We start from the raw sequence: 17861 nt of genomic DNA, 5'->3' as shown, positions 1-17861 counted from the left end.
CCTGCGCTCAGACGCGGTCGGACTTGGGCCTGCGCTGGTGCTTGCCGGCCTTGTAGGCGGCCACGGACTTCCGGGACGAGCGCCACACCCCGTCCGGCCCCTGCACGGCGTTGAGCCGACCCCGTTGGGCCGCCTGCCGCAGTGCGGCCAGGGAGAGCTCTGCGTCCACGAGCGCGGCAAGCGGAACCAGTCGTGCGGGGCCGGCCACGTTCGGCACGATGAAGCGGTTGAGGTTGTCCTCCATGGCCCGGGCGATCAGCTCGCCGAGGGCTCCGTGGTCACCCGCGTCCGCGCGACGCAAGGCGGCCAGGTAAGCCTCCCGCTGCCTCTTGAGGATGATGATCGGCGGATAGCCCAGGCGGACGAGGACGAGGTTCATCACCAGACGCCCTGTTCGCCCGTTGCCGTCGAGGAACGGATGAATGCGTTCGAACCGGTTGTGGATCCCGGCCAGTACCTCCGGGAGCGGTCGGCCCAGTTCCTCACCGCTCTCGATCTGCTTGCCGAAGGCGCAGACCTCGCCGACCCACTGCTCGACGTGAGCGGGAACGAGCGGCCACTTCGGGGGCGTCATGCCCTCCGCGAAGGGGTGGATGTCGTGCTCCCGGAAACTACCGGGGCCCTCCCTGTCGGCGGCGTCCGGATGAGGTGCGACGTTCCAGACCGGCGACATGGTGACGTAATGGATGTGGCGGACCTCGCCGAGCGTGATCAGCCGCCCGTCATGCCACGCGTCCGGATCGAGGGCCTGCCCGTAGACCCAACGGGCGGCATCCGCGTAGCCCTGGACCTCGTTGTACTCCTTCAGCGGCTTGGCGCCGACGGCTCGACCCTGGTCGAGTAGCGCCTCGACCTCGCGAAGGACGAGGGTGTTGCCTTCGAGCGCAGTCGAGTGGTGCGCTTCCTGGTGCCAGATGTCGTCCCAGATCTCCTGGGCCTCCCGAGGGCTGGGCAGCCCGCCGAAACGCTCGTTCAGCTCGGCCAGGGCCCCGCTCAGCCGCTGGTACACCGTGCTGCGACTGGGCCTGCCCCTGCCTGCCACGAACTTCCTCCCCAAGAGTTGATACACGCCGACGATGGCTAATTGAACTTATCAACTCCGAGTGGGGACTCCGCCCGGTCGCCCCGGTGTCACCCCGAGGGGTGATCCTCCTGACCGCGCACTCCGGTCGGCACAGGTGGTGCGGTACCGGGCCAGGGCCTCAGCAGCAGAAGGTCCAGAAGTCCGCGATCACGATCTTGCCGCGGAAGTCCACCAGGGACAGGTCCTTGCCCCCGGTGTTCAGCCATCCGCCCTTGCCCACCAGTTCGGGGGCGCGGACGCGTGCACGAGAAGTCATGACCACAGTCAACCTCATCGCGCCGTGCAGGATTCCGCGCGGGAGATCGCGGGGAGGGAGCCGGGGGTGGACGGAGAGGGCCGGGCGGGGCAGGAGCAGGAGCGGCGGCGGCTGTACGCGCTGGCGCTGGCGGACGTGGTGCGGGCGCTCGGGCTGCGGGTCGGGCTGGGGCCGCGGTACGACCTGCTGAAGGACCACCGGGTGCTGGTCAAGGTGTTCGAGGGGTGCCGGGAGGGCATGGTGCTGCCCGCGGAGGCGCTCGACGCCCTGGCGCGGGCGGCGGTCTACGAGCGGGACCCGAGCTACAACCGCTACTACCTCGACGCGGCGATGAACGCGTTCGGGGTGCGGCGGGTGCGCGAGGCCGTGCACGCGCTCCTGCCGACGGGCACCGAGGTCGAGCGGGCGGGCGTCGAGCGGGCCGATTACTGGTTGGGCGGGCTGCACCGCCGCTACCCCGGGGTCACGGCCGCGGACCCGGCCCTCGCCGCGTCGCCGGACGAGCTGCGCGACCCCGCGCTGCCGCGGCGCGAGGAGCGGGAGGAGCGGGCGGAGTAGGAGGCGTAGCGGCGGGCAGCGGCAGGCGGGCGGGGCGGGGGGCGGTGGTGTCCAGGGCGGTCCAGGCCCAGGTGGTGAGGGCGAGGGCGATCAGGACGAGGTCGGGGGTGGGGGAGGGGGCGGGGCCGTCCCAGTTGCTGCGTTCGGTGGAGGTGGGGGGCAGCCAGCCGCCCCGGTCCACCAGCAGGCCCACCGTGTCACCGATGTCGGACGGGCCGCAGTTGCGGGCGACCGGGTGCGCCAGCGGCCGTCCGTCGGTGCGCCGGAGGCCGCAGACCCAGGCCGGGCCGGACAGCAGGCCGTCGGTGCGGTGCGCCCCCGTCACCGTGACCTCGACGACCACGCCCCGGTGGTACCGCAGCTGGTCGGTGAGCAGCCAGCCCGGCAGCAGCAGCAGCGCGAACCCGCCCAGCCCGGCCGCCGTGGTCCGCGCCCAGCCCACCCGCAGGGCGGCCAGCCCGAGCAGGGAGACGGCCAGCACGGCGAGGCCCGCCGTGGTGCAGGCGTCCCAGGTGTCGGCGCGGGTGCTCAGCAGGTCCAGGCCGGCCAGGGCGAGCGGGGAGGCGACGGCGAGCAGCACGCCCGTCCGGCGCCGGTGGCGGTCGGGCACTCGCAGGAATCGCATCGTCGGCCCCCTGGCTGTTCGCGGTGTCGTGCACGGGCTGCGGGTGCTTCGTGCCCAACCCGCCACCCTTGCAGGACGGTTCGGGTCCGCGGCCGGTTCCGGGCACGAGCACCGCCCACCCGGTGCGGGCCCGCCGCCGGGGCTCTGGCACGATCACCCGCCGTGAGGAACGAACTGCTCCGGCGCTGGACGCTGGTGGACAAGGTGTACCGGGTGCTCCTGGCGGTCGGCTGCGTGGCCGTGTGCCTGCCGTACATGAGCGATGGCGCGACGGTGCTGCCGCCCGCCGCCGGGGCGATCACCGGGACGTACGCCCTGCGGTGGCTGTGGGCGGGCTACCTGGCCGGGCCGGGGCGGTGGTTCGGGCTGCGGGCGGGCGGCTGGTCGTTCGGCGTCGGGGCGGTGGTGCGCACCACGCTGGGGCGGGGCGGGCCGCGCTACCGGCGGCGGATCCCGCTGCCGGTGCTGGCCCCCGCCGGCCTCGGCACCCGGAGCGGGGCGCCGCTGCGGCCGGGACGGCTGCTGTCCGTCCTGCTGCCGTTCCTCGGCGCCGCCGTGCTGCTCGCGGGGCTGCTGGCCCTGGCGGGCGGCGGCTTCGGCCGGGTCGCCGCGGTGCTGTGCCTGCTCGGGGCGGTGCGGCCGGTGCTGCTGACCGCCGCGGTCAGCTCGGTCCCCACCGCCGGGAGCCTCCCCGCGGGCCTGTCGGAGGTGCTGGCGACGCTCCAGCACGACGTGCCCGGGGCCCGCCGCCTGCTGGACGCCCTCCCGGACGGCCCCGACACCCGGCAGGCCACGCTGAGCGTGCTGCTCGCCGAGGGCCGCTACCGCGAACTCGTCGAACTGGCAGCGGAGTTCACCGCACCCGAGGACGAGCACACCGCCCTGGTGCACGCCCGGGCGCTGGCCTACCTGGACGAGACCGGCGCCGCCACCGACGCCGACCGCGCCGCCTTCCACGCCCAGTACGCCGCGGCCCGCCGCCTGCCGCGCGAACTCCGCACCGGCACCGACCTGGACGCCCTGCAGGAACTCGTCCTGGGCCGCGCCGTCCTGGCCGCCGTCGCGGCCCGCAAGGCCGCCGCCGTCGCCAGCCCTCCGCTGCGCCGCAGCATGGCGTACGCGACCCTCGCCCTGGCCCTGCACCGCGCGGGCCATCCCGAGGAGGCCCGCACCGCGCTGGCGGCGGCCCGCAGGACCGGACCGGCGAGCGCCCGGCTGGAGTTCCTGACCGACCTGCTCGCCGCCCCGGCGGAAGTCTGAGGTCGGGGCCGGGCACGATCCCGGAAACGGCTGTCGGGACGGGCACGGTTCTGGCACGATCCTCCGTCGTGAGCGAGGAATTGAGGCGGCGGGAGAAGCAGGTCACCCGGGCGCAGGTGGCGGCCCTGCTGGCGGCGCTGCTGGTGCTGCTCGGCTGGCACCTACGGAACGCGTCGGGCACGCTCTGGGAGGCCGAGTGGGGGGTGCTGGCGGGGACGTACGCCTCGGCCCTGCTGTGGGCCGCCTACCTGGCCGGGCCCGGACGGTGGTTCGGGCTGCGGGCGGACGGCTGGTCGTTCGGCAGGGGCGCCCCCTGGCTCACCTCGCGGCGGCTGCACAGCGGGTGGCAGCTGCGCCGCGTCCCGCTGCCGGTGGTGCGGCCGATCGCGTTGGGCACCGTGCCGTCCAGGGGCGGACTGCTGCCCGGCCTGCTGGCGTACCTGACGCTCTCCGCCCTGGGCGCCGGGCTGCTCGCTCTGGTGGGCGGGGAGTTCGGCCGGGCGGCCGCAGTGCTCTGCCTGGCGGGATCGGTGGGACCGGCGGTGCTGATGGTCGTCTACCGCACGACGCCCGCGGCCTCCGCGGTCGCCCCCGAGGTGCAGGAGGTGACGGAGGTGCTGCAGCGCGACGTCGCCGGGGCCCGCCGCCTGCTGGACGCCCTCCCGGAGGGACCCGGCACCCGGGAGGCCACGCTGAGTGTGCTGCTCGCCGAGGGCCGCTACCGCGAACTCGCCGACCTGACCGCGGAGTCCGTCGAATCCGGGTTCCCTGCCGAGGCCCTGGTGCACGCCCGGGCGCTGGCCTACCTGGACGAGACCGGCGCCGCCACCGACGCCGACCGCGCGGCCTTCCGCCCCGCGTACGCCACGGGCCGCCGCCTGCCGCGCGAACTCCGCGCCGGCAGCGACCTGACCGCCCTGCAGGAACTCGCCCTGGGCCGGAACGGACTGGCCATCGACGAGGCCCGCTCGGCCTCCGCCGTCGCCAGCCCTCCGCTGCGCCGCAGCATGGCGTACGCGACCCTGGCCCTGGCCCTGCACCGCGCGGGCCGCCCCGAGGAGGCCCGCACCGCGCTGGCGGCGGCCCGCAGGACCGGACCGGCGAGCGCCCGGCTGGAGTTCCTGACCGACCTGCTCGCCGAAGCCGAACCCGAACCTGCCGTCGAACCCGAACCCGAAGCCGAACCCGCCGCCGAAGCCGGAACCGTAGCCGCGTCCGGACCGGCGAGCGCCTGACCACCCCGCCCGCTACCCCGCCGCCCCCGCCTCCGCCTCCGCCTCCGCCGCCAGAGCCGCCGCCAGAGCCGCCGCCTCCGCCGCGCAGGCGCGGACCAGGGCGAGGGCCGCGTCCAGCCGCCCGTGGTCCGCGGCGTCGAGCACCGGGTCGGCGGCGCGGCGGGTGCGGGCGGCGGCGAGGTGGTGGGTGCCGAGCGGGGGGAGGCCGCGCAGCAGGGGGACCAGGATGGCGGGGGCGGCCCCGGCGTACTCGGGCGGCATGCCGAGCAGGGCCTGGGCGAGGACGAGGGCGCTCATCGCGCCGTCCAGCCCGGGGTCGCCCTCGGTGGCGGTGGCCCAGTCGATGACGACCGGTCCGCGGGCGGTGAGCAGGACGTTCTCGGGGTGCAGGTCGAGGTGGAGCAGCCGGTCGCCGGGCCGGGCGGCGGTGCGCGGCGGGACGGCGTGCAGGCGGCGGAGCAGGTCGGCGAGCAGCCGTCCGGCGGCGTCGGGCGCGAGCGCGCCGGTGGTGACGGCCTGCGCGACGGTCGGGCCGTCCAGCCGTTCCATCAGCAGGTCGGTGGGCCGTTCGCCGGGCCGCGCCGCGGGCACGGGGTAGCCGTGCCCGGCGAGGTGCGCCATCAGCGCGGCCTCGCCGCGGGCGTCGGCCCCGGTGCGGTAGCGGCGCAGCACCCGGCCGTCGGGCAGTGCGTAGACGTCGGCGGTGCGGCCGGTGCCGATCAGCTCGCCGGGCGGTCCGTCCGGTTCCGGCGGTAGGTGGCGGGCGCCTTCGGGCACGTGCTCCCCCGTTCTCCGTGCTGGTAGCCGGTAGTACGTCCCGGGGCCCGGACCGGTTCCCGCCGGAACCCCGGGTTCCCGCCGGAACCCCGGGCGGCGCCGGAAACCCGGGCGGCGCCGGAAACCCGGGTGACGCCCGGCCGCCGGCCGGGCGACAATGGGCGGATGATCGCGTACGTACCGGAGGGTGACGTCGAAGTCCCGCCCGCCGTCGTCGAGTTGGCCGCGGGCGAGCCGGTCACCGCGGTGTGGCGCAACGAGTTGCACGGGGTGACGTTCCGGCTCGGGGACGGGCCGGGGCGGCGGTTCGTGAAGTGGGCGCCGGCCGGCAGCCCGGCGGACCTGGCGGCGGAGGCCGAGCGGCTGGGCTGGGCGGGCCGGTTCACCACCGTCCCGGAGGTGCTGGCGCTGGGCGGCGACGGGGCGGGCCGCTGGCTGCTGACGGCCGGGCTGCCGGGGCGTTCGGCCGTGGACGAGGTGTGGAAGCGGGATCCGGCGACGGCGGTGCGGGCGGTCGGCGCGGGCCTGCGGGCCTTCCACGAGGCGCTGCCGGTGGCGCGGTGCCCGTACGACTGGTCGGCGCCGGGCCGGGTCGCCCGGGCGGTCGCGCTGCGCCGCGACCCGGCGGACTGGCACGAGGACGTGCGCCACCACGGCACCGTGGAGCGGGCGCTGGCGGTGCTCGCCGACCCGCCGCCGGTCGACGTCGAGGTGGTCTGCCACGGGGACGCCTGCGCGCCCAACACCCTGGTGGGCGACGACGGCCGCCCGTCCGGGCACGTGGACCTGGGCGCGATCGGGACGGCCGACCGCTGGGCGGACCTGGCGGTGGCGACCTGGAGCACGGTGTGGAACTACGGCCCGGGCTGGGAGCGCCCCCTGCTGGAGGCGTACGGCGTCGAACCGGACGCCGAACGCCTCGCCTACTACCGCCTGTTGTGGGACTTGACGTAGCGGCCGGTGGCACCATGTCGGGTGCCGCCCGGCAGCGGGCCGGACAGGGATGCGAGGGAGTCGGGGACATGGGTCGGAAGTTCGTGGTCAAGGAGCGCCTCTTCGCGGTCGGCGACGACTACTGGGTCGAGGACGAGCACGGCGAGAAGGCGTTCCTGGTGGACGGCAAGGTGCTGCGCGTCCGCGACACCTTCGAGCTGCAGGACACCGGGGGCAACACGGTCGCCACCGTCCGGGAGAAGGTGCTGACCGTCCGCGACGCGATGAAGATCGAGAACGCGGACGGGGACGTGGTCGCGACCGTCCGCAAGAAGCTGTTCACCCCGTTCCACGACAAGTACCACGTGGAGCTGGAGGCGGGCGGCGAGTACGAGGTGCACGGCGACCTGATCGACAAGGAGTACACCGTCAAGGGCGACGGCCGCCGCCTCGCCGAGATCTCCCGCAAGTGGTTCCGGATCCGCGACACCTACGGCGTGGAGGTCGAGGACGGCGTCGACGTCCCGCTGATGATCGCGATCGCGGTCTGCCTGGACCGCCTGGTCGAGCACAACGACTGAGGCACGGCCCCCGCCCGCGCCCGCCCCGTGCGCTATGTTGTGCCGGTCCTCGGCACGGGGCCGGCGAGCGGACGGGCAGGAGGGGCGGAGCGGATGGACGACATCCTTCACCAGCTGGGGTACGCGGCGGCGTACGGAGCGGTCGGCCTGGTGCTGCTGCTGCTCGGGGTGCTGCTGGTGGACGCGCTGACGCCCGGCCGGCTGGGGCACCAGATCTGGGTCGAGCGCAACCGCAACGCGGCCGCGGTGCTCAGCTCGGCGCTGCTGGCGATCGGCGCGATCGTGTTCACCGCGGTGATGTCGACCTACCAGGAGTTCGTGAAGGGCCTGGTCGCGGCCGCCGTGTTCGGCCTGTTCGGCCTGCTGCTGATGGCCGTGTCGTTCTGGGTGCTGGACCTGGTCACCCCGGGCAAGCTGGGCGAACTGCTGGTCGACCCCGAGCCGCACCCGGCGGTCTGGGTGACCGCCTCCACCAACCTGGCCGTGGCGGCGATCGTCTCCGCCGCCATCTACTGACCCGCCCCGCGCGGGAGTTCAGCCCGCCGCCAGCCGCTCGGTGAGCCGGGCCCTGGCCGCGGGCCACTCGTCGGCCAGCATCGAGAAGTACACGCTGTCGCGCCAGCTGCCGTCCGGCCGCCGCTTGGCGCGCCGGAAGGTGCCCTCGTAGGAGGCGCCGAGCCGCCGGATCGCGTTCTGCGAGCGCTCGTTGAGGTGGTCGGTCTTCCAGCAGACCCGGCCCATGCCGAGGTCCTCGAAGGCGTGCGCGAGCAGCAGCAGCTTGGCCTCGGTGTTGACCGCCGTCCGCCACACCGCGCGGCCGTACCAGGTGCCGCCGATCTCCAGCTGCTCCTCCGCGGCGCTGGCGTCGAAGTAGCAGCTCACCCCGACCGCCCGCCCGCTCTCCGCGGCGACCACCGCGAACGGCGTGCAGGCCCGGTCGGCGAGCCGGGCGTCGACGACCTGCGCCATGTCCGCCTCGGTGCGCGGCGTGTGCACGGGGATCCACCGCCACACCTCCTCGTCCCCGCCGCCGGCCGCGAACAGGTCGGGGACGTGGGCGCGGGTCAGCGGTTCCAGGCGGACGTGGCGGCCGGTGAGGACGACGGGTGCGGGCAGCTTCGCGGTCATGCGCCCCACCGTAGGGCCGCATTGCACCAGTAGCAAGGCCGGTTCGCACTAGTGCAAACCGTCCCGGGTGTGCGAAAGGCCCGGCCACCCCTCGGGAGGGGGCCGGGCCTTTCGCGGGCGCCTTACAGGAAGGAGTTGATCTCGATGGTCTCGGTCCGGCCGGGGCCGACGCCGATCGCCGAGATCGGGGCGCCGGACATCTCCTCCAGCGCCTTCACGTACGCCTGCGCGTTCTTCGGCAGGTCGGCGAAGGTCTTCGCCTTCGAGATGTCCTCGCTCCAGCCGGGCAGGTTCTCGTAGATCGGCTTCGCGTGGTGGAAGTCCGACTGGTTGTACGGGAGTTCCTCGACCCGCTGCCCGTCGACCTCGTACGCGACGCAGACCGGGATCTGCTCCCAGCCGGTCAGCACGTCCAGCTTGGTGAGGAAGAAGTCGGTCAGGCCGTTGACCCGGGTCGCGTAGCGGGCGATCACCGCGTCGAACCAGCCGCAGCGCCGGTCGCGGCCGGTGGTGACGCCGCGCTCGCCGCCGATCCGGCGCAGCGCGTCGCCGTCGGCGTCCAGCAGCTCGGTCGGGAACGGGCCCGAGCCGACGCGGGTGGTGTACGCCTTGAGGATGCCGATGACCCGGTCGATCTTGGTCGGACCGATGCCGGAGCCGGTGCAGGCGCCGCCCGAGGTCGGGTTCGACGAGGTGACGAACGGGTACGTGCCGTGGTCGACGTCCAGCAGGGTGCCCTGGCCGCCCTCCAGCAGGACGACCTTGTTCGCCTTCAGCGCCTCGTCCAGGACGAGGGTGGTGTCGGCCAGGTACGGCTTGATCTTGTCGGCGTAGCCCAGGTACTCCTCGAGCACCAGCTCGGCCGGGATCGCGCGCCGGTTGTAGAGCTTCACCAGCAGCTGGTTCTTGTCGTGCAGCGCGGCTTCGATCTTCTGGCGCAGGATCGACTCGTCGAACAGGTCCTGGACCCGGATGCCGACGCGGTTGATCTTGTCGGCGTAGGCGGGGCCGATGCCGCGGCCGGTGGTGCCGATCCGGCGCTTGCCGAGGAAGCGCTCGGTGACCTTGTCCAGCGTCCGGTGGTACGGGGTGATCAGGTGCGCGTTGCCGGAGATCAGCAGCTTCGAGGTGTCGATGCCGCGCTCGTCCAGGCCCTTGAGCTCGGAGAGCAGCACGCCCGGGTCGATCACGACGCCGTTGCCGATCACCGGCACGACGTTGGGGCTGAGGATGCCGGAGGGCAGCAGGTGCAGGGCGTACTTCTGGTCGCCGATGACCACCGTGTGACCGGCGTTGTTGCCGCCCTGGTAGCGGACGACGTAGTCGACGGAGCCGCCGAGGAGGTCGGTGGCCTTCCCCTTGCCCTCGTCTCCCCACTGGGCGCCAACGAGCACGAGTGCCGGCACAGGCGTACACCCCTTCCGGTTGGGGCATCCTGCGTAGACCGCAGTCTGGCCCGAGATGGACGAAGCCCCTGGCGCAACGGCGCAAGGGGCTCTTGCACCGAGAGATTACCTGAGGAAGGACCGGTCGTGTCGTCGCTGTCCACGCCCGTATCCCGCCCCCCGGACGACACCGGGGGTCCCGAGCCGCTGCTGGTGCTGCTCGACCCGTCGGCCCGGGAGGCCGACGGCGAGTCGGTGCGGATCGCCAAGGACGTGCTGTGCGGCGGCGCCGACGTGAAGGTCGCCCTGCCGGAGAGTCCGTCCGAGCTGGACCGGGTGCTCGCCCACCGGGGGCGGCGGCGGGCCGTGGTGATCGGCTCCGACCAGGCGTTGCAGCGGGTGCTGCAGGCCCTGCACCGGCAGCGCGAGCTGGACGCCGGCCCGGTGGGCCTCGTCCCGGTCGGCGGTCCGGTGGCCACCGCCACCGCCCGGCTGCTCGGGGTGCCCGCCGAGCCGGTCGCGGCGGCCCGGGCGGTGCTGGGCGGCGCGGCCCGGCGGCTGGACCTGCTGCTGGACGACGGCGGCGGCGTGGTGCTGGCCGAAGTGCGCTTCACCGGGCCGCGCCAGGGCCGGACAGGTGGTTGGCGTTCGCTATGGGCGAAACTGGCTGCGGCCGAGCAGGCGAGCCCCACCGACCCGGAGGAACTGCGGATCGAGGCCGACGGCCGCCTGCTGGTCGACGTCCACCAGCGGGTCCGCCACCTGCGGGTGGCGATGGTCGACGGCGCGATGGAGCTCGCCCTGGACCTCGACGGCCGCCCGCAGCGCCACCGGGCCGTCCTGCTCACCGTCGTCGGGCGCGACTTCGGCTACGAGGCCGACGGCTGCCCGGTCGGCCCGGTCCGGCACCGCACCTGGACGGTCCGCCCGGCGTCCTGGCGGCTGCTGCTGCCCGCCGCCTGAGCGGTCGCCCCGGGCCCCCGGTCACCCAGGGTGAGCAGGCTCACGTTCGCCCGCCCGTCCGGCGCGCGAAGGCCTGATGACAAGGGCGTGAAGGCGGCCCCCCGAGGTGCGGAAAGCTGGTAAGAGGCGGTATCTACGCGCGTACCAGGAGGCTGCCATCAGGCCGTTCGCCCCGGCTGCCCTAGACTCGGAGACGTGCCACGTGGTGACGGACGACTCAACCACGACCTCCTCCCCGGCGAGAAGGGCCCCCAGGACGCTTGCGGCGTCTTCGGTGTCTGGGCTCCCGGCGAAGAGGTCGCGAAGCTCACGTACTTCGGCCTCTATGCCCTGCAGCACCGCGGACAGGAATCCGCGGGCATCGCAGTGAGCAACGGCTCCCAGATTCTCGTCTTCAAGGACATGGGACTCGTCTCCCAGGTCTTCGACGAGACCTCCCTGGGGTCGCTGCACGGGCATATCGCCGTCGGACATGCCCGCTACTCGACCACCGGGTCCTCGGTCTGGGAGAACGCCCAGCCGACCTTCCGCGCGACCGTCCACGGCTCGCTGGCCCTCGGCCACAACGGAAACCTGGTCAACACCGCCGAACTCGCGGCGAAGGTCGCCGAACTGCCGGGCGAGGAGCACGTCTCCCGCTCCGGCCGGACCGCGGCCACCAACGACACCGACCTGCTGACCGCCCTGCTGGCCGGCCACCCGGACCTGACCATAGAGGAGACGGCCCGCAAGGTCCTGCCGGACGTCAAGGGCGCCTTCTCGCTGGTCTTCATGGACGAGCACACGCTCTACGCCGCCCGCGACCCGCAGGGCATCCGCCCGCTGGTGCTCGGCCGGATCGAGCGCGGCTGGGTGGTGGCCTCCGAGACCTCTGCCCTCGACATCGTCGGCGCCAGCTTCATCCGCGAGGTGGAGCCCGGCGAGCTGATCGCCATCGACGAGAACGGCATGCGCACCTCGCGCTTCGCCGAGGCCAAGCCCAAGGGCTGCGTCTTCGAGTACGTCTACCTGGCCCGCCCGGACACCACCATCTCCGGCCGCAACGTGCACCTCTCCCGGGTGGAGATGGGCCGCAGGCTGGCCGCCGAGGCCCCGGTCGAGGCCGACCTGGTGATAGCGACCCCGGAGTCCGGCACCCCCGCCGCGATCGGCTACGCCGAGGCCAGCGGCATCCCGTTCGGCTCCGGCCTGGTGAAGAACGCCTACGTGGGCCGCACCTTCATCCAGCCGAACCAGACCATCCGCCAGCTCGGCATCCGGCTCAAGCTGAACCCGCTCAAGGAGGTCATCCGGGGCAAGCGCCTGGTGGTCGTGGACGACTCGATCGTCCGCGGCAACACCCAGCGCGCGCTGGTCCGGATGCTCCGCGAGGCCGGGGCGGCCGAGGTCCACATCCGGATCTCCTCGCCGCCGGTGAAGTGGCCGTGCTTCTTCGGCATCGACTTCGCCACCCGCGCCGAGCTGATCGCCAACGGCCTGTCGGTCGACGAGATCGGCCGCTCGCTGGGCGCCGACTCGCTGGCCTACATCTCCATCGACGGGATGATCGAGGCCACCAAGCAGCCCAAGGACCAGCTCTGCCGGGCCTGCTTCGACGGCGAGTACCCGATGGAGCTGCCCGACCCGGCGCTGCTCGGCAAGCTGCTGCTCGAGGCCGAGATCGCGGGCGGCCAGGCCAAGCAGCCCGTCCGCGGGAGCAAGCAGACCAGCGACCTCGACGGCGTGCAGTCGCTGCTGGGTGGCGCCGGCGCGGCGGACGCGCTGCGCCGCCCGTAACCGTGCGCACCGCCCCCGGCCCGGGCGCCGGGGGCGGCGGTACCACCACTTCGAAAGGGCCACATCAAGTGACCAGCAACGAGACCGGGGCGACCTACGCCGCCGCGGGTGTCGACATCGAGGCCGGCGACCGTGCCGTCGAGCTGATGAAGCAGTGGGTGAAGAAGAGCAACCGGCCCGAGGTGGTCGGCGGGCTCGGCGGCTTCGCCGGACTGTTCGACGCCTCCGCCTTCAAGCGCTACGAGCGCCCGCTGCTGGCCACCGCCACCGACGGCGTCGGCACCAAGGTGGCCATCGCCCAGGCCATGGACAAGCACGACACCATCGGCCACGACCTGGTCGCCATGGTCGTCGACGACCTGGTGGTGTGCGGCGCCGAGCCGCTGTTCATGACCGACTACATCTGCGTCGGCAAGGTCGTCCCGGAGCGGGTCGCCGCGATCGTCAAGGGCATCGCCGAGGGCTGCACGCTGGCCGGCTGCGCGCTGGTCGGCGGCGAGACCGCCGAGCACCCGGGCCTGCTCGGGCCGGACGACTACGACGTCGCGGGCGCGGGCACCGGCGTGGTCGAGGCCGACGAGCTGCTCGGCCCGGACCGCGTCCGGGCGGGCGACGTGGTGATCGCGATGGCCGCCTCCGGCCTGCACTCCAACGGCTACTCGCTGGTCCGGCACGTGCTGCTGAACCAGGCCGGCTGGTCGCTGGACCGCCGGGTCGAGGAGTTCGGCCGCACCCTCGGCGAGGAGCTGCTGGAGCCGACCAGGATCTACTCGCTGGACTGCCTGGCACTGGCCCGCGCCACCGAGGTCCACGCCTTCTCGCACGTCACCGGCGGCGGCCTGGCCGCCAACCTGGCCCGGGTCATCCCGGACGGCCTGCACGCCCGCCTGGACCGCGGCACCTGGTCGCCGCTGCCGGTCTTCCGGACGGTCGCCGAGGTCGGCGCGATGCAGACCCTGGAGATCGAGAAGACCCTGAACATGGGCGTCGGCATGGTCGCCGTCGTCCCGCCGGAGTCGGTCGACACCGTCCTCGCCGTCCTGGAGGACCGCGACGTGGAGGCCTGGCTGCTCGGCGACGTGGTCGAGCGCACCGACGAGCACGAGGGCGGCGCCGCGCTGTACAACGCCTACGAGGCCTTCTAGGCCCCGAGCGAGGCACGACGAGGGGCCCCGTCGCACCGCGGCGGGGCCCCTCGTCGTCCGGCCTCCGGTCGGTCGGTGCCCCGCGCGGGGACGCCGAAAACCGGCCCGGCGCTCACGGGGAGCGCTCGGACCGGCCCGGTCGGAGAACGTCAGGCGCGGCGACGAGCCGGAGGGGTGTCCTCGTCGTCATCGTCGTCGTCGTTGTACCTGTCCGCGTACGCCGCGTAGGGGTCGTCCTCGTCGTCGTCCTCGATCGGCTCAGGCTCGATCGCGGTGGACGGAGATACACCCAGCTCGTGAGACAGACGGTTAGCGTCGAACCCGCCGCTGTTGTACTTCAGCTCGCGGGCGACCTTCGTCTGCTTGGCCTTGGCCCGGCCGCGCCCCATGGGTCGACCCCCTCAACGGTGGGGCTCACGGCCCCGAGTCTGACACGTGTTGATGATCAGGTCCGGCCTGCCCGAAGTGGGAAACCGTCCCTTGGAGCATTAACGGTACCTGTTTCCGCCGCCGGACGGTACGTCGCCCGTGTGACGTGGCGCGCACCCGAACCCCCCCGAGTCAGGTCCGCCCTGGTCAGAGGGGAATTACGGGGCTTTCGCAGGCTGTCCGGCACGTGACCGGACCCGTCGTTCCTACGGAGATTATCCCCCGAAGGGGGCGCGGCATCGCCCGATCGGGGGACGGACTGAGAATCCGGTTCCACATCGTGATGCGCGGGGCCGGGCGGTGCCGGCCCCGCGCGCACGGGCGGTCGCGGATCAGCTCCGGCGGGCCGCCGGGAGCAGCACCGAGCGGAGCGCGCCGATCTCCCGCATCCGCTTCTCGGCGAGCCGGTCGGCGGCCACCGCCGGGGGCACGCCGTCGGCGGCGGCGCGGGTGAAGATCTCCAGCGCGGTGTCGAAGATCCGCGTCGCCTTGTTCTTCGCCCGGTCGAAGTTGAAGCCCTCGATCTCGTCGGCGACCTGGATCACGCCGCCGGAGTTCACCAGGTAGTCGGGGGCGTAGAGGATGCCGCGGTCGGCGAGGTCCTTCTCGACGCCGGGGTGGGCGAGCTGGTTGTTGGCCGCTCCGCAGACGACCGCGGTGCCGGCCGCGCCGAGCGCCGCGACGGTGTCGTCGGTGAGCGCGCCGCCGAGCGCGCACGGGGCGTAGACGTCCAGCGAGGCGTTCAGCAGGGCGGCGGTGTCGGCCACCACCTCGACCTCCGGGTGGGCGGCCCTGACCCGGTTCACGGCGGCCTCGGAGACGTCCGTGACGACCACGGCCGCGCCGTCCTCCAGCAGGTGGCCGACCAGGTAGTGGCCGACCTTGCCGACCCCGGCCACGCCGACCCGCTTCCCGCGCAGGGTCGGCTGGCCCCAGCGGGCCCGGGCGGAGGCGCGCATGCCCTGGAAGACGCCGAAGGCGGTGAGGACGGAGGAGTCCCCGGCGCCGCCGTGCTCGGGCGAGCGGCCGGTGACGAACTCGGTCTCCCGGGCCACCACGTCCATGTCCTGGACGTAGGTGCCCACGTCGCAGGCGGTGACGTAGCGGCCGCGCAGGGACTGCACGAAGCGCCCGTAGGCGCGCAGCAGCGCCTCGCTCTTGTCCCGGCCCGGGTCGCCGATGATGACGGCCTTGCCGCCGCCGAGGTCGAGCCCGGCGAGGGCGTTCTTGTAGCTCATCCCGCGGGAGAGGTTCAGCGCGTCCTGCAGCGCCTCCTCCTCGGTCGCGTACGGGAAGAAGCGGGTGCCGCCCAGGGCCGGGCCGAGGGCGGTGGAGTGGATGGCGATGATCGCCTTGAGGCCGGAGGAGCGGTCGTGGCAGAGCACGACCTGCTCGTGCCCCTCGCCGTCCGGGTCGGTGCCGAAGACTCGGCCCAGCACGCCTGGTGCGGGGTGCGTGGTGTGTACGTCGGTCACTGTGGTGACTCCAGTAGGGATGGCCCGCGGCGGTGGTGCGGGCGTCTGGTCAGAAGCCTAGTGCCGGGGTCGCCTTCGAATCTGCCCCCCGGAGGCCCCGGAACCTGGGCGACCGAAGCCGTTCGCACGGCACCCTGCCGGTTCCTGCGGGCGCGTGCGACGATGCGGAGCGTGACCGCTTGGCGCACGACCGTGCTTCCTCCGTACACCGCGCAGCTGCGGGTCTACGAGCCGCTGGCCGCCTTCCCCGAGCCCGACCGCGCCCGCTGGCAGGCGTACGCCGCCGAGCACGGCCCCGACGCGGAGGGGCCGGGGCAGCCGGTGACCGCGGCGGCGCTGGCCGAGCAGCGGGCCGCGCTGGCCGGCCTGGCGGCCCTGACGCCCCGTCCGCTGCCGGAGCAGGAGGACGAGCGGGCGTACGTGCGGATGCTGGACGGGGTGGTCTACGTCTGCCCGTGGACGACCCGGCTGCGGGGCTGGCTGGCCCTGCAGGAGCTGCAGCGGACGCTGCCCGCGCACCTGGTGGACACCGTGCTGCCGCCGGCCCTGCGGGCGGCCGCGGAGGCGGACCGGGCGCAGTGGCAGCAGGACCACCCGGACGCCCGGCCGTGGATCGCCAGCAGCCGCTGGGAGGTGCCGCTGCGCTGGTTCCTGCCGTTCGGCGAGGAGGACCGGCGGCACGTGCCGGAGGGCGAGTACGGCTCCTCGGGGGAGGGCGAGCGGCCGGAGCCGGCCGCGCTGTTCTACCTGACGCCGATGGTGCAGGCCCGCCGCCGGGTGGCCCGGGCGTACCGGCTGCTGCGCGAGCGGGCGCCGGACGGGGTGCTGGGGGACGGCGCGGAGGAGGTCGGGCGGTGGCTGGAGGAGTTCCACCCGCGCTCGCTGGTGGAGCTGGACTACGGCGGCCTGGCCCGGCTGCTGGGCCCGCGGGAGCTGGCCCGGGAGCGCTCGGTGGGCGAACTGGCGGACGGGCTGGGCTCCTTGCGGGCCGGGGACACCGACGCGGCGCTGCGGGCCTACGAGGGGCTCACGGCGCGCTGGCGGCGGGTGCTGGCGCTGCGGCAGGCGTCCTGAACCGGCCGGGGGCGGGGCGCGGGAGGGGCGCTGGAGGGGCGCTGGAGGGGGCGCGGGCGGGGCGACGGGGCGTCAGAAAATTGCCACTGGCCGAATGTCAGTGCGACGGGGGAGGATGGTCCGTACCATTGCCGTGGTTTCCGGGACCATGGTCCCGGATCGGGTCAATCCCCATGGAACGTGATACTACTCACCGTTGACGCGAACTCAGACCTATATGCCAAAATGGGACAACCAGCCCAAGCCCGTACGGGCATGTCGCACCGTGACCGGACGTCACCGCCGCGTGACTGTCCGCTATGGGGTGGTCCGGGGCCTTCCGTCGCTCTTGAACCCGTGAGGGGTCAATTTTGACGGTTTGGCCGATGGGGCTGGACGGATGGTGTAGTTGTAGACACCAGGACAAGCCGTTCGTCCTATAACCGACTCGGCCCGTCCGTGCCATTTCGGGCATCGCGGGCCAAGGTGCAGAATTTGAAGGATAGAACCGCCCTGGTTCGGTTCTCCCGAGGAGGCCGCTCATGACCGCTCGTACCCCTGACGCCGAGCCCCTGCTGACACCGGCAGAGGTCGCCACCATGTTCCGCGTGGACCCGAAGACCGTGACCCGCTGGGCCAAGGCGGGCAAGCTCACGTCGATCCGGACCCTCGGCGGCCACCGCCGCTACCGCGAGGCGGAGGTGCGTGCCCTGCTGGCCGGTATTCCGGCCCAGCGCACCGAGGTCTGATCCCCCGTTCTTCCGGGCAGCCCCCCGACTCCGCCGGGTCGGGGTGCCGCCGACAGCCTGAGGGCCGTTCCCTTCCGACTCCGCCGGGTCGGAAGGGGGCGGCCCTCGGTCGTGCCCGGGGGCCGTCCGGACGGGTGGTGCGGCACGGAACGCGCGATTCCCTTTGGGGTGACCGGGGAGGGGGGGATTGCCGGGAAAGCCGGTACAATTTTACATATTAAATCAGGGTACTTTGCGGCGATGCTCCCCAAGTCGCATCTCAAAAGGCGTTCAGTGACGGTGATCACAGCCGCGTTATCTTGCGCGGCGCCCCGCAAACGCGATAAGGCCCGGAACCATACGGTTCCGGGCCTCACGCTACTGCGATCCCGACGGGACTTGAACCCGCGACCTCCACCTTGACAGGGTGGCGAGCTAACCAACTGCTCCACGGGACCAGTGTTCTGATC

The 17861-nt window shown here is 73.5% G+C and carries 19 protein-coding genes and 1 tRNA gene; 11 read left to right on the top strand and 9 right to left on the bottom strand.

The window, feature by feature from the left end; translation table 11 throughout:
* Window positions 1–7: 7 nt before the first annotated feature.
* Together OO57_RS09860 and OO57_RS43715 are read right to left on the bottom strand one after the other, a co-directional pair.
* On the bottom strand, window positions 8–1009 hold the full coding sequence (locus tag OO57_RS09860; protein WP_199811233.1) for a Fic family protein: 1002 nt from the start codon (window positions 1007–1009) through the stop codon (window positions 8–10).
* 193 nt (window positions 1010–1202) lie between these two features.
* On the bottom strand, window positions 1203–1340 hold the full coding sequence (locus tag OO57_RS43715) for a hypothetical protein (RefSeq protein ID WP_158715074.1): 138 nt from the start codon (window positions 1338–1340) through the stop codon (window positions 1203–1205).
* Window positions 1341–1406: 66 nt separating this feature from the next.
* On the opposite strand from OO57_RS43715, the gene OO57_RS09855 reads away from it, so the two are divergent.
* Window positions 1407–1898 (top strand): hypothetical protein, encoded by a 492-nt coding sequence (locus tag OO57_RS09855; protein WP_051777059.1) that lies wholly within the window; start codon window positions 1407–1409, stop codon window positions 1896–1898.
* On the opposite strand, the gene OO57_RS09850 is transcribed toward OO57_RS09855, so the two are convergent.
* Complete coding sequence (locus OO57_RS09850; protein ID WP_158715073.1) at window positions 1804–2523, bottom strand: hypothetical protein; 720 nt, start codon at window positions 2521–2523, stop codon at window positions 1804–1806. The genes OO57_RS09855 and OO57_RS09850 overlap by 95 nt on opposite strands.
* Window positions 2524–2685: 162 nt before the next feature.
* Between OO57_RS09850 and OO57_RS09845 the strand changes: the two genes are divergently transcribed.
* Both OO57_RS09845 and OO57_RS09840 read left to right on the top strand, forming a co-directional pair.
* Complete coding sequence (locus OO57_RS09845; protein WP_033251959.1) at window positions 2686–3783, top strand: hypothetical protein; 1098 nt, start codon at window positions 2686–2688, stop codon at window positions 3781–3783.
* A 68-nt stretch (window positions 3784–3851) separates the two neighbouring features.
* Window positions 3852–5018: a hypothetical protein gene (locus tag OO57_RS09840; protein ID WP_158715072.1), complete on the top strand. Its 1167-nt coding sequence runs from the start codon at window positions 3852–3854 to the stop codon at window positions 5016–5018.
* 12 nt (window positions 5019–5030) lie between these two features.
* On the opposite strand, the gene OO57_RS09835 is transcribed toward OO57_RS09840, so the two are convergent.
* Window positions 5031–5795 (bottom strand): phosphotransferase, encoded by a 765-nt coding sequence (locus OO57_RS09835; protein WP_063737527.1) that lies wholly within the window; start codon window positions 5793–5795, stop codon window positions 5031–5033.
* A gap of 165 nt (window positions 5796–5960) precedes the next feature.
* On the opposite strand from OO57_RS09835, the gene OO57_RS09830 reads away from it, so the two are divergent.
* The 3 genes from OO57_RS09830 to OO57_RS09820 all read left to right on the top strand — a co-directional run bounded on the left by OO57_RS09830 (window position 5961) and on the right by OO57_RS09820 (window position 7825).
* Entirely contained in the window at window positions 5961–6749 is a 789-nt protein-coding gene (locus OO57_RS09830; RefSeq protein WP_033251957.1) for an aminoglycoside 3'-phosphotransferase, read from the top strand.
* A gap of 68 nt (window positions 6750–6817) precedes the next feature.
* Window positions 6818–7309: an LURP-one-related/scramblase family protein gene (locus OO57_RS09825; protein WP_033251956.1), complete on the top strand. Its 492-nt coding sequence runs from the start codon at window positions 6818–6820 to the stop codon at window positions 7307–7309.
* A 93-nt stretch (window positions 7310–7402) separates the two neighbouring features.
* A complete protein-coding gene (locus tag OO57_RS09820; RefSeq protein WP_033251955.1) occupies window positions 7403–7825 on the top strand; it encodes a DUF350 domain-containing protein in 423 nt (140 codons plus the stop codon).
* Window positions 7826–7843: 18 nt separating this feature from the next.
* On the opposite strand, the gene OO57_RS09815 is transcribed toward OO57_RS09820, so the two are convergent.
* Both OO57_RS09815 and OO57_RS09810 read right to left on the bottom strand, forming a co-directional pair.
* Window positions 7844–8437, bottom strand: coding sequence for a GNAT family N-acetyltransferase (locus OO57_RS09815; protein WP_033251954.1), 594 nt, complete (start codon window positions 8435–8437; stop codon window positions 7844–7846).
* 122 nt (window positions 8438–8559) lie between these two features.
* Complete coding sequence (locus OO57_RS09810) at window positions 8560–9843, bottom strand: adenylosuccinate synthase (RefSeq protein WP_033251953.1); 1284 nt, start codon at window positions 9841–9843, stop codon at window positions 8560–8562.
* Between the two features lie 126 nt (window positions 9844–9969).
* On the opposite strand from OO57_RS09810, the gene OO57_RS09805 reads away from it, so the two are divergent.
* The 3 genes from OO57_RS09805 to purM all read left to right on the top strand — a co-directional run bounded on the left by OO57_RS09805 (window position 9970) and on the right by purM (window position 13706).
* On the top strand, window positions 9970–10785 hold the full coding sequence (locus OO57_RS09805; RefSeq protein ID WP_234337288.1) for a diacylglycerol kinase: 816 nt from the start codon (window positions 9970–9972) through the stop codon (window positions 10783–10785).
* 195 nt (window positions 10786–10980) lie between these two features.
* Window positions 10981–12561 (top strand): amidophosphoribosyltransferase, encoded by a 1581-nt coding sequence (gene purF, locus OO57_RS09800; protein ID WP_033251952.1) that lies wholly within the window; start codon window positions 10981–10983, stop codon window positions 12559–12561.
* 68 nt (window positions 12562–12629) lie between these two features.
* Window positions 12630–13706, top strand: a complete 1077-nt coding sequence (purM, locus tag OO57_RS09795; RefSeq protein ID WP_033251951.1) for a phosphoribosylformylglycinamidine cyclo-ligase — start codon at window positions 12630–12632, stop codon at window positions 13704–13706.
* 149 nt (window positions 13707–13855) lie between these two features.
* On the opposite strand, the gene OO57_RS09790 is transcribed toward purM, so the two are convergent.
* Together OO57_RS09790 and OO57_RS09785 are read right to left on the bottom strand one after the other, a co-directional pair.
* Window positions 13856–14095 carry a DUF3073 domain-containing protein gene (locus tag OO57_RS09790; protein WP_033217334.1) on the bottom strand — a complete coding sequence of 80 codons (240 nt, stop codon included), beginning with the start codon at window positions 14093–14095 and terminating at the stop codon, window positions 13856–13858.
* A gap of 372 nt (window positions 14096–14467) precedes the next feature.
* On the bottom strand, window positions 14468–15574 hold the full coding sequence (locus OO57_RS09785) for a Glu/Leu/Phe/Val dehydrogenase dimerization domain-containing protein (protein ID WP_199811234.1): 1107 nt from the start codon (window positions 15572–15574) through the stop codon (window positions 14468–14470).
* 198 nt (window positions 15575–15772) lie between these two features.
* On the opposite strand from OO57_RS09785, the gene OO57_RS09780 reads away from it, so the two are divergent.
* Window positions 15773–16684 (top strand): hypothetical protein, encoded by a 912-nt coding sequence (locus OO57_RS09780; RefSeq protein WP_033251949.1) that lies wholly within the window; start codon window positions 15773–15775, stop codon window positions 16682–16684.
* A 521-nt stretch (window positions 16685–17205) separates the two neighbouring features.
* Window positions 17206–17412 carry a developmental transcriptional regulator BldC gene (gene bldC / locus OO57_RS09775; protein WP_030459248.1) on the top strand — a complete coding sequence of 69 codons (207 nt, stop codon included), beginning with the start codon at window positions 17206–17208 and terminating at the stop codon, window positions 17410–17412.
* A 363-nt stretch (window positions 17413–17775) separates the two neighbouring features.
* On the opposite strand, the gene OO57_RS09770 is transcribed toward bldC, so the two are convergent.
* Window positions 17776–17849 (bottom strand) — tRNA-Asp (locus OO57_RS09770).
* Between the last annotated feature and the right edge of the window lie 12 nt (window positions 17850–17861).

Source organism: Kitasatospora phosalacinea (assembly GCF_000717185.1).
Lineage (GTDB): Bacteria > Actinomycetota > Actinomycetes > Streptomycetales > Streptomycetaceae > Kitasatospora > Kitasatospora phosalacinea_A.
Note: the sequence above shows the minus strand (reverse complement) of the source record. Positions and strands in the feature narration are given on the sequence as shown.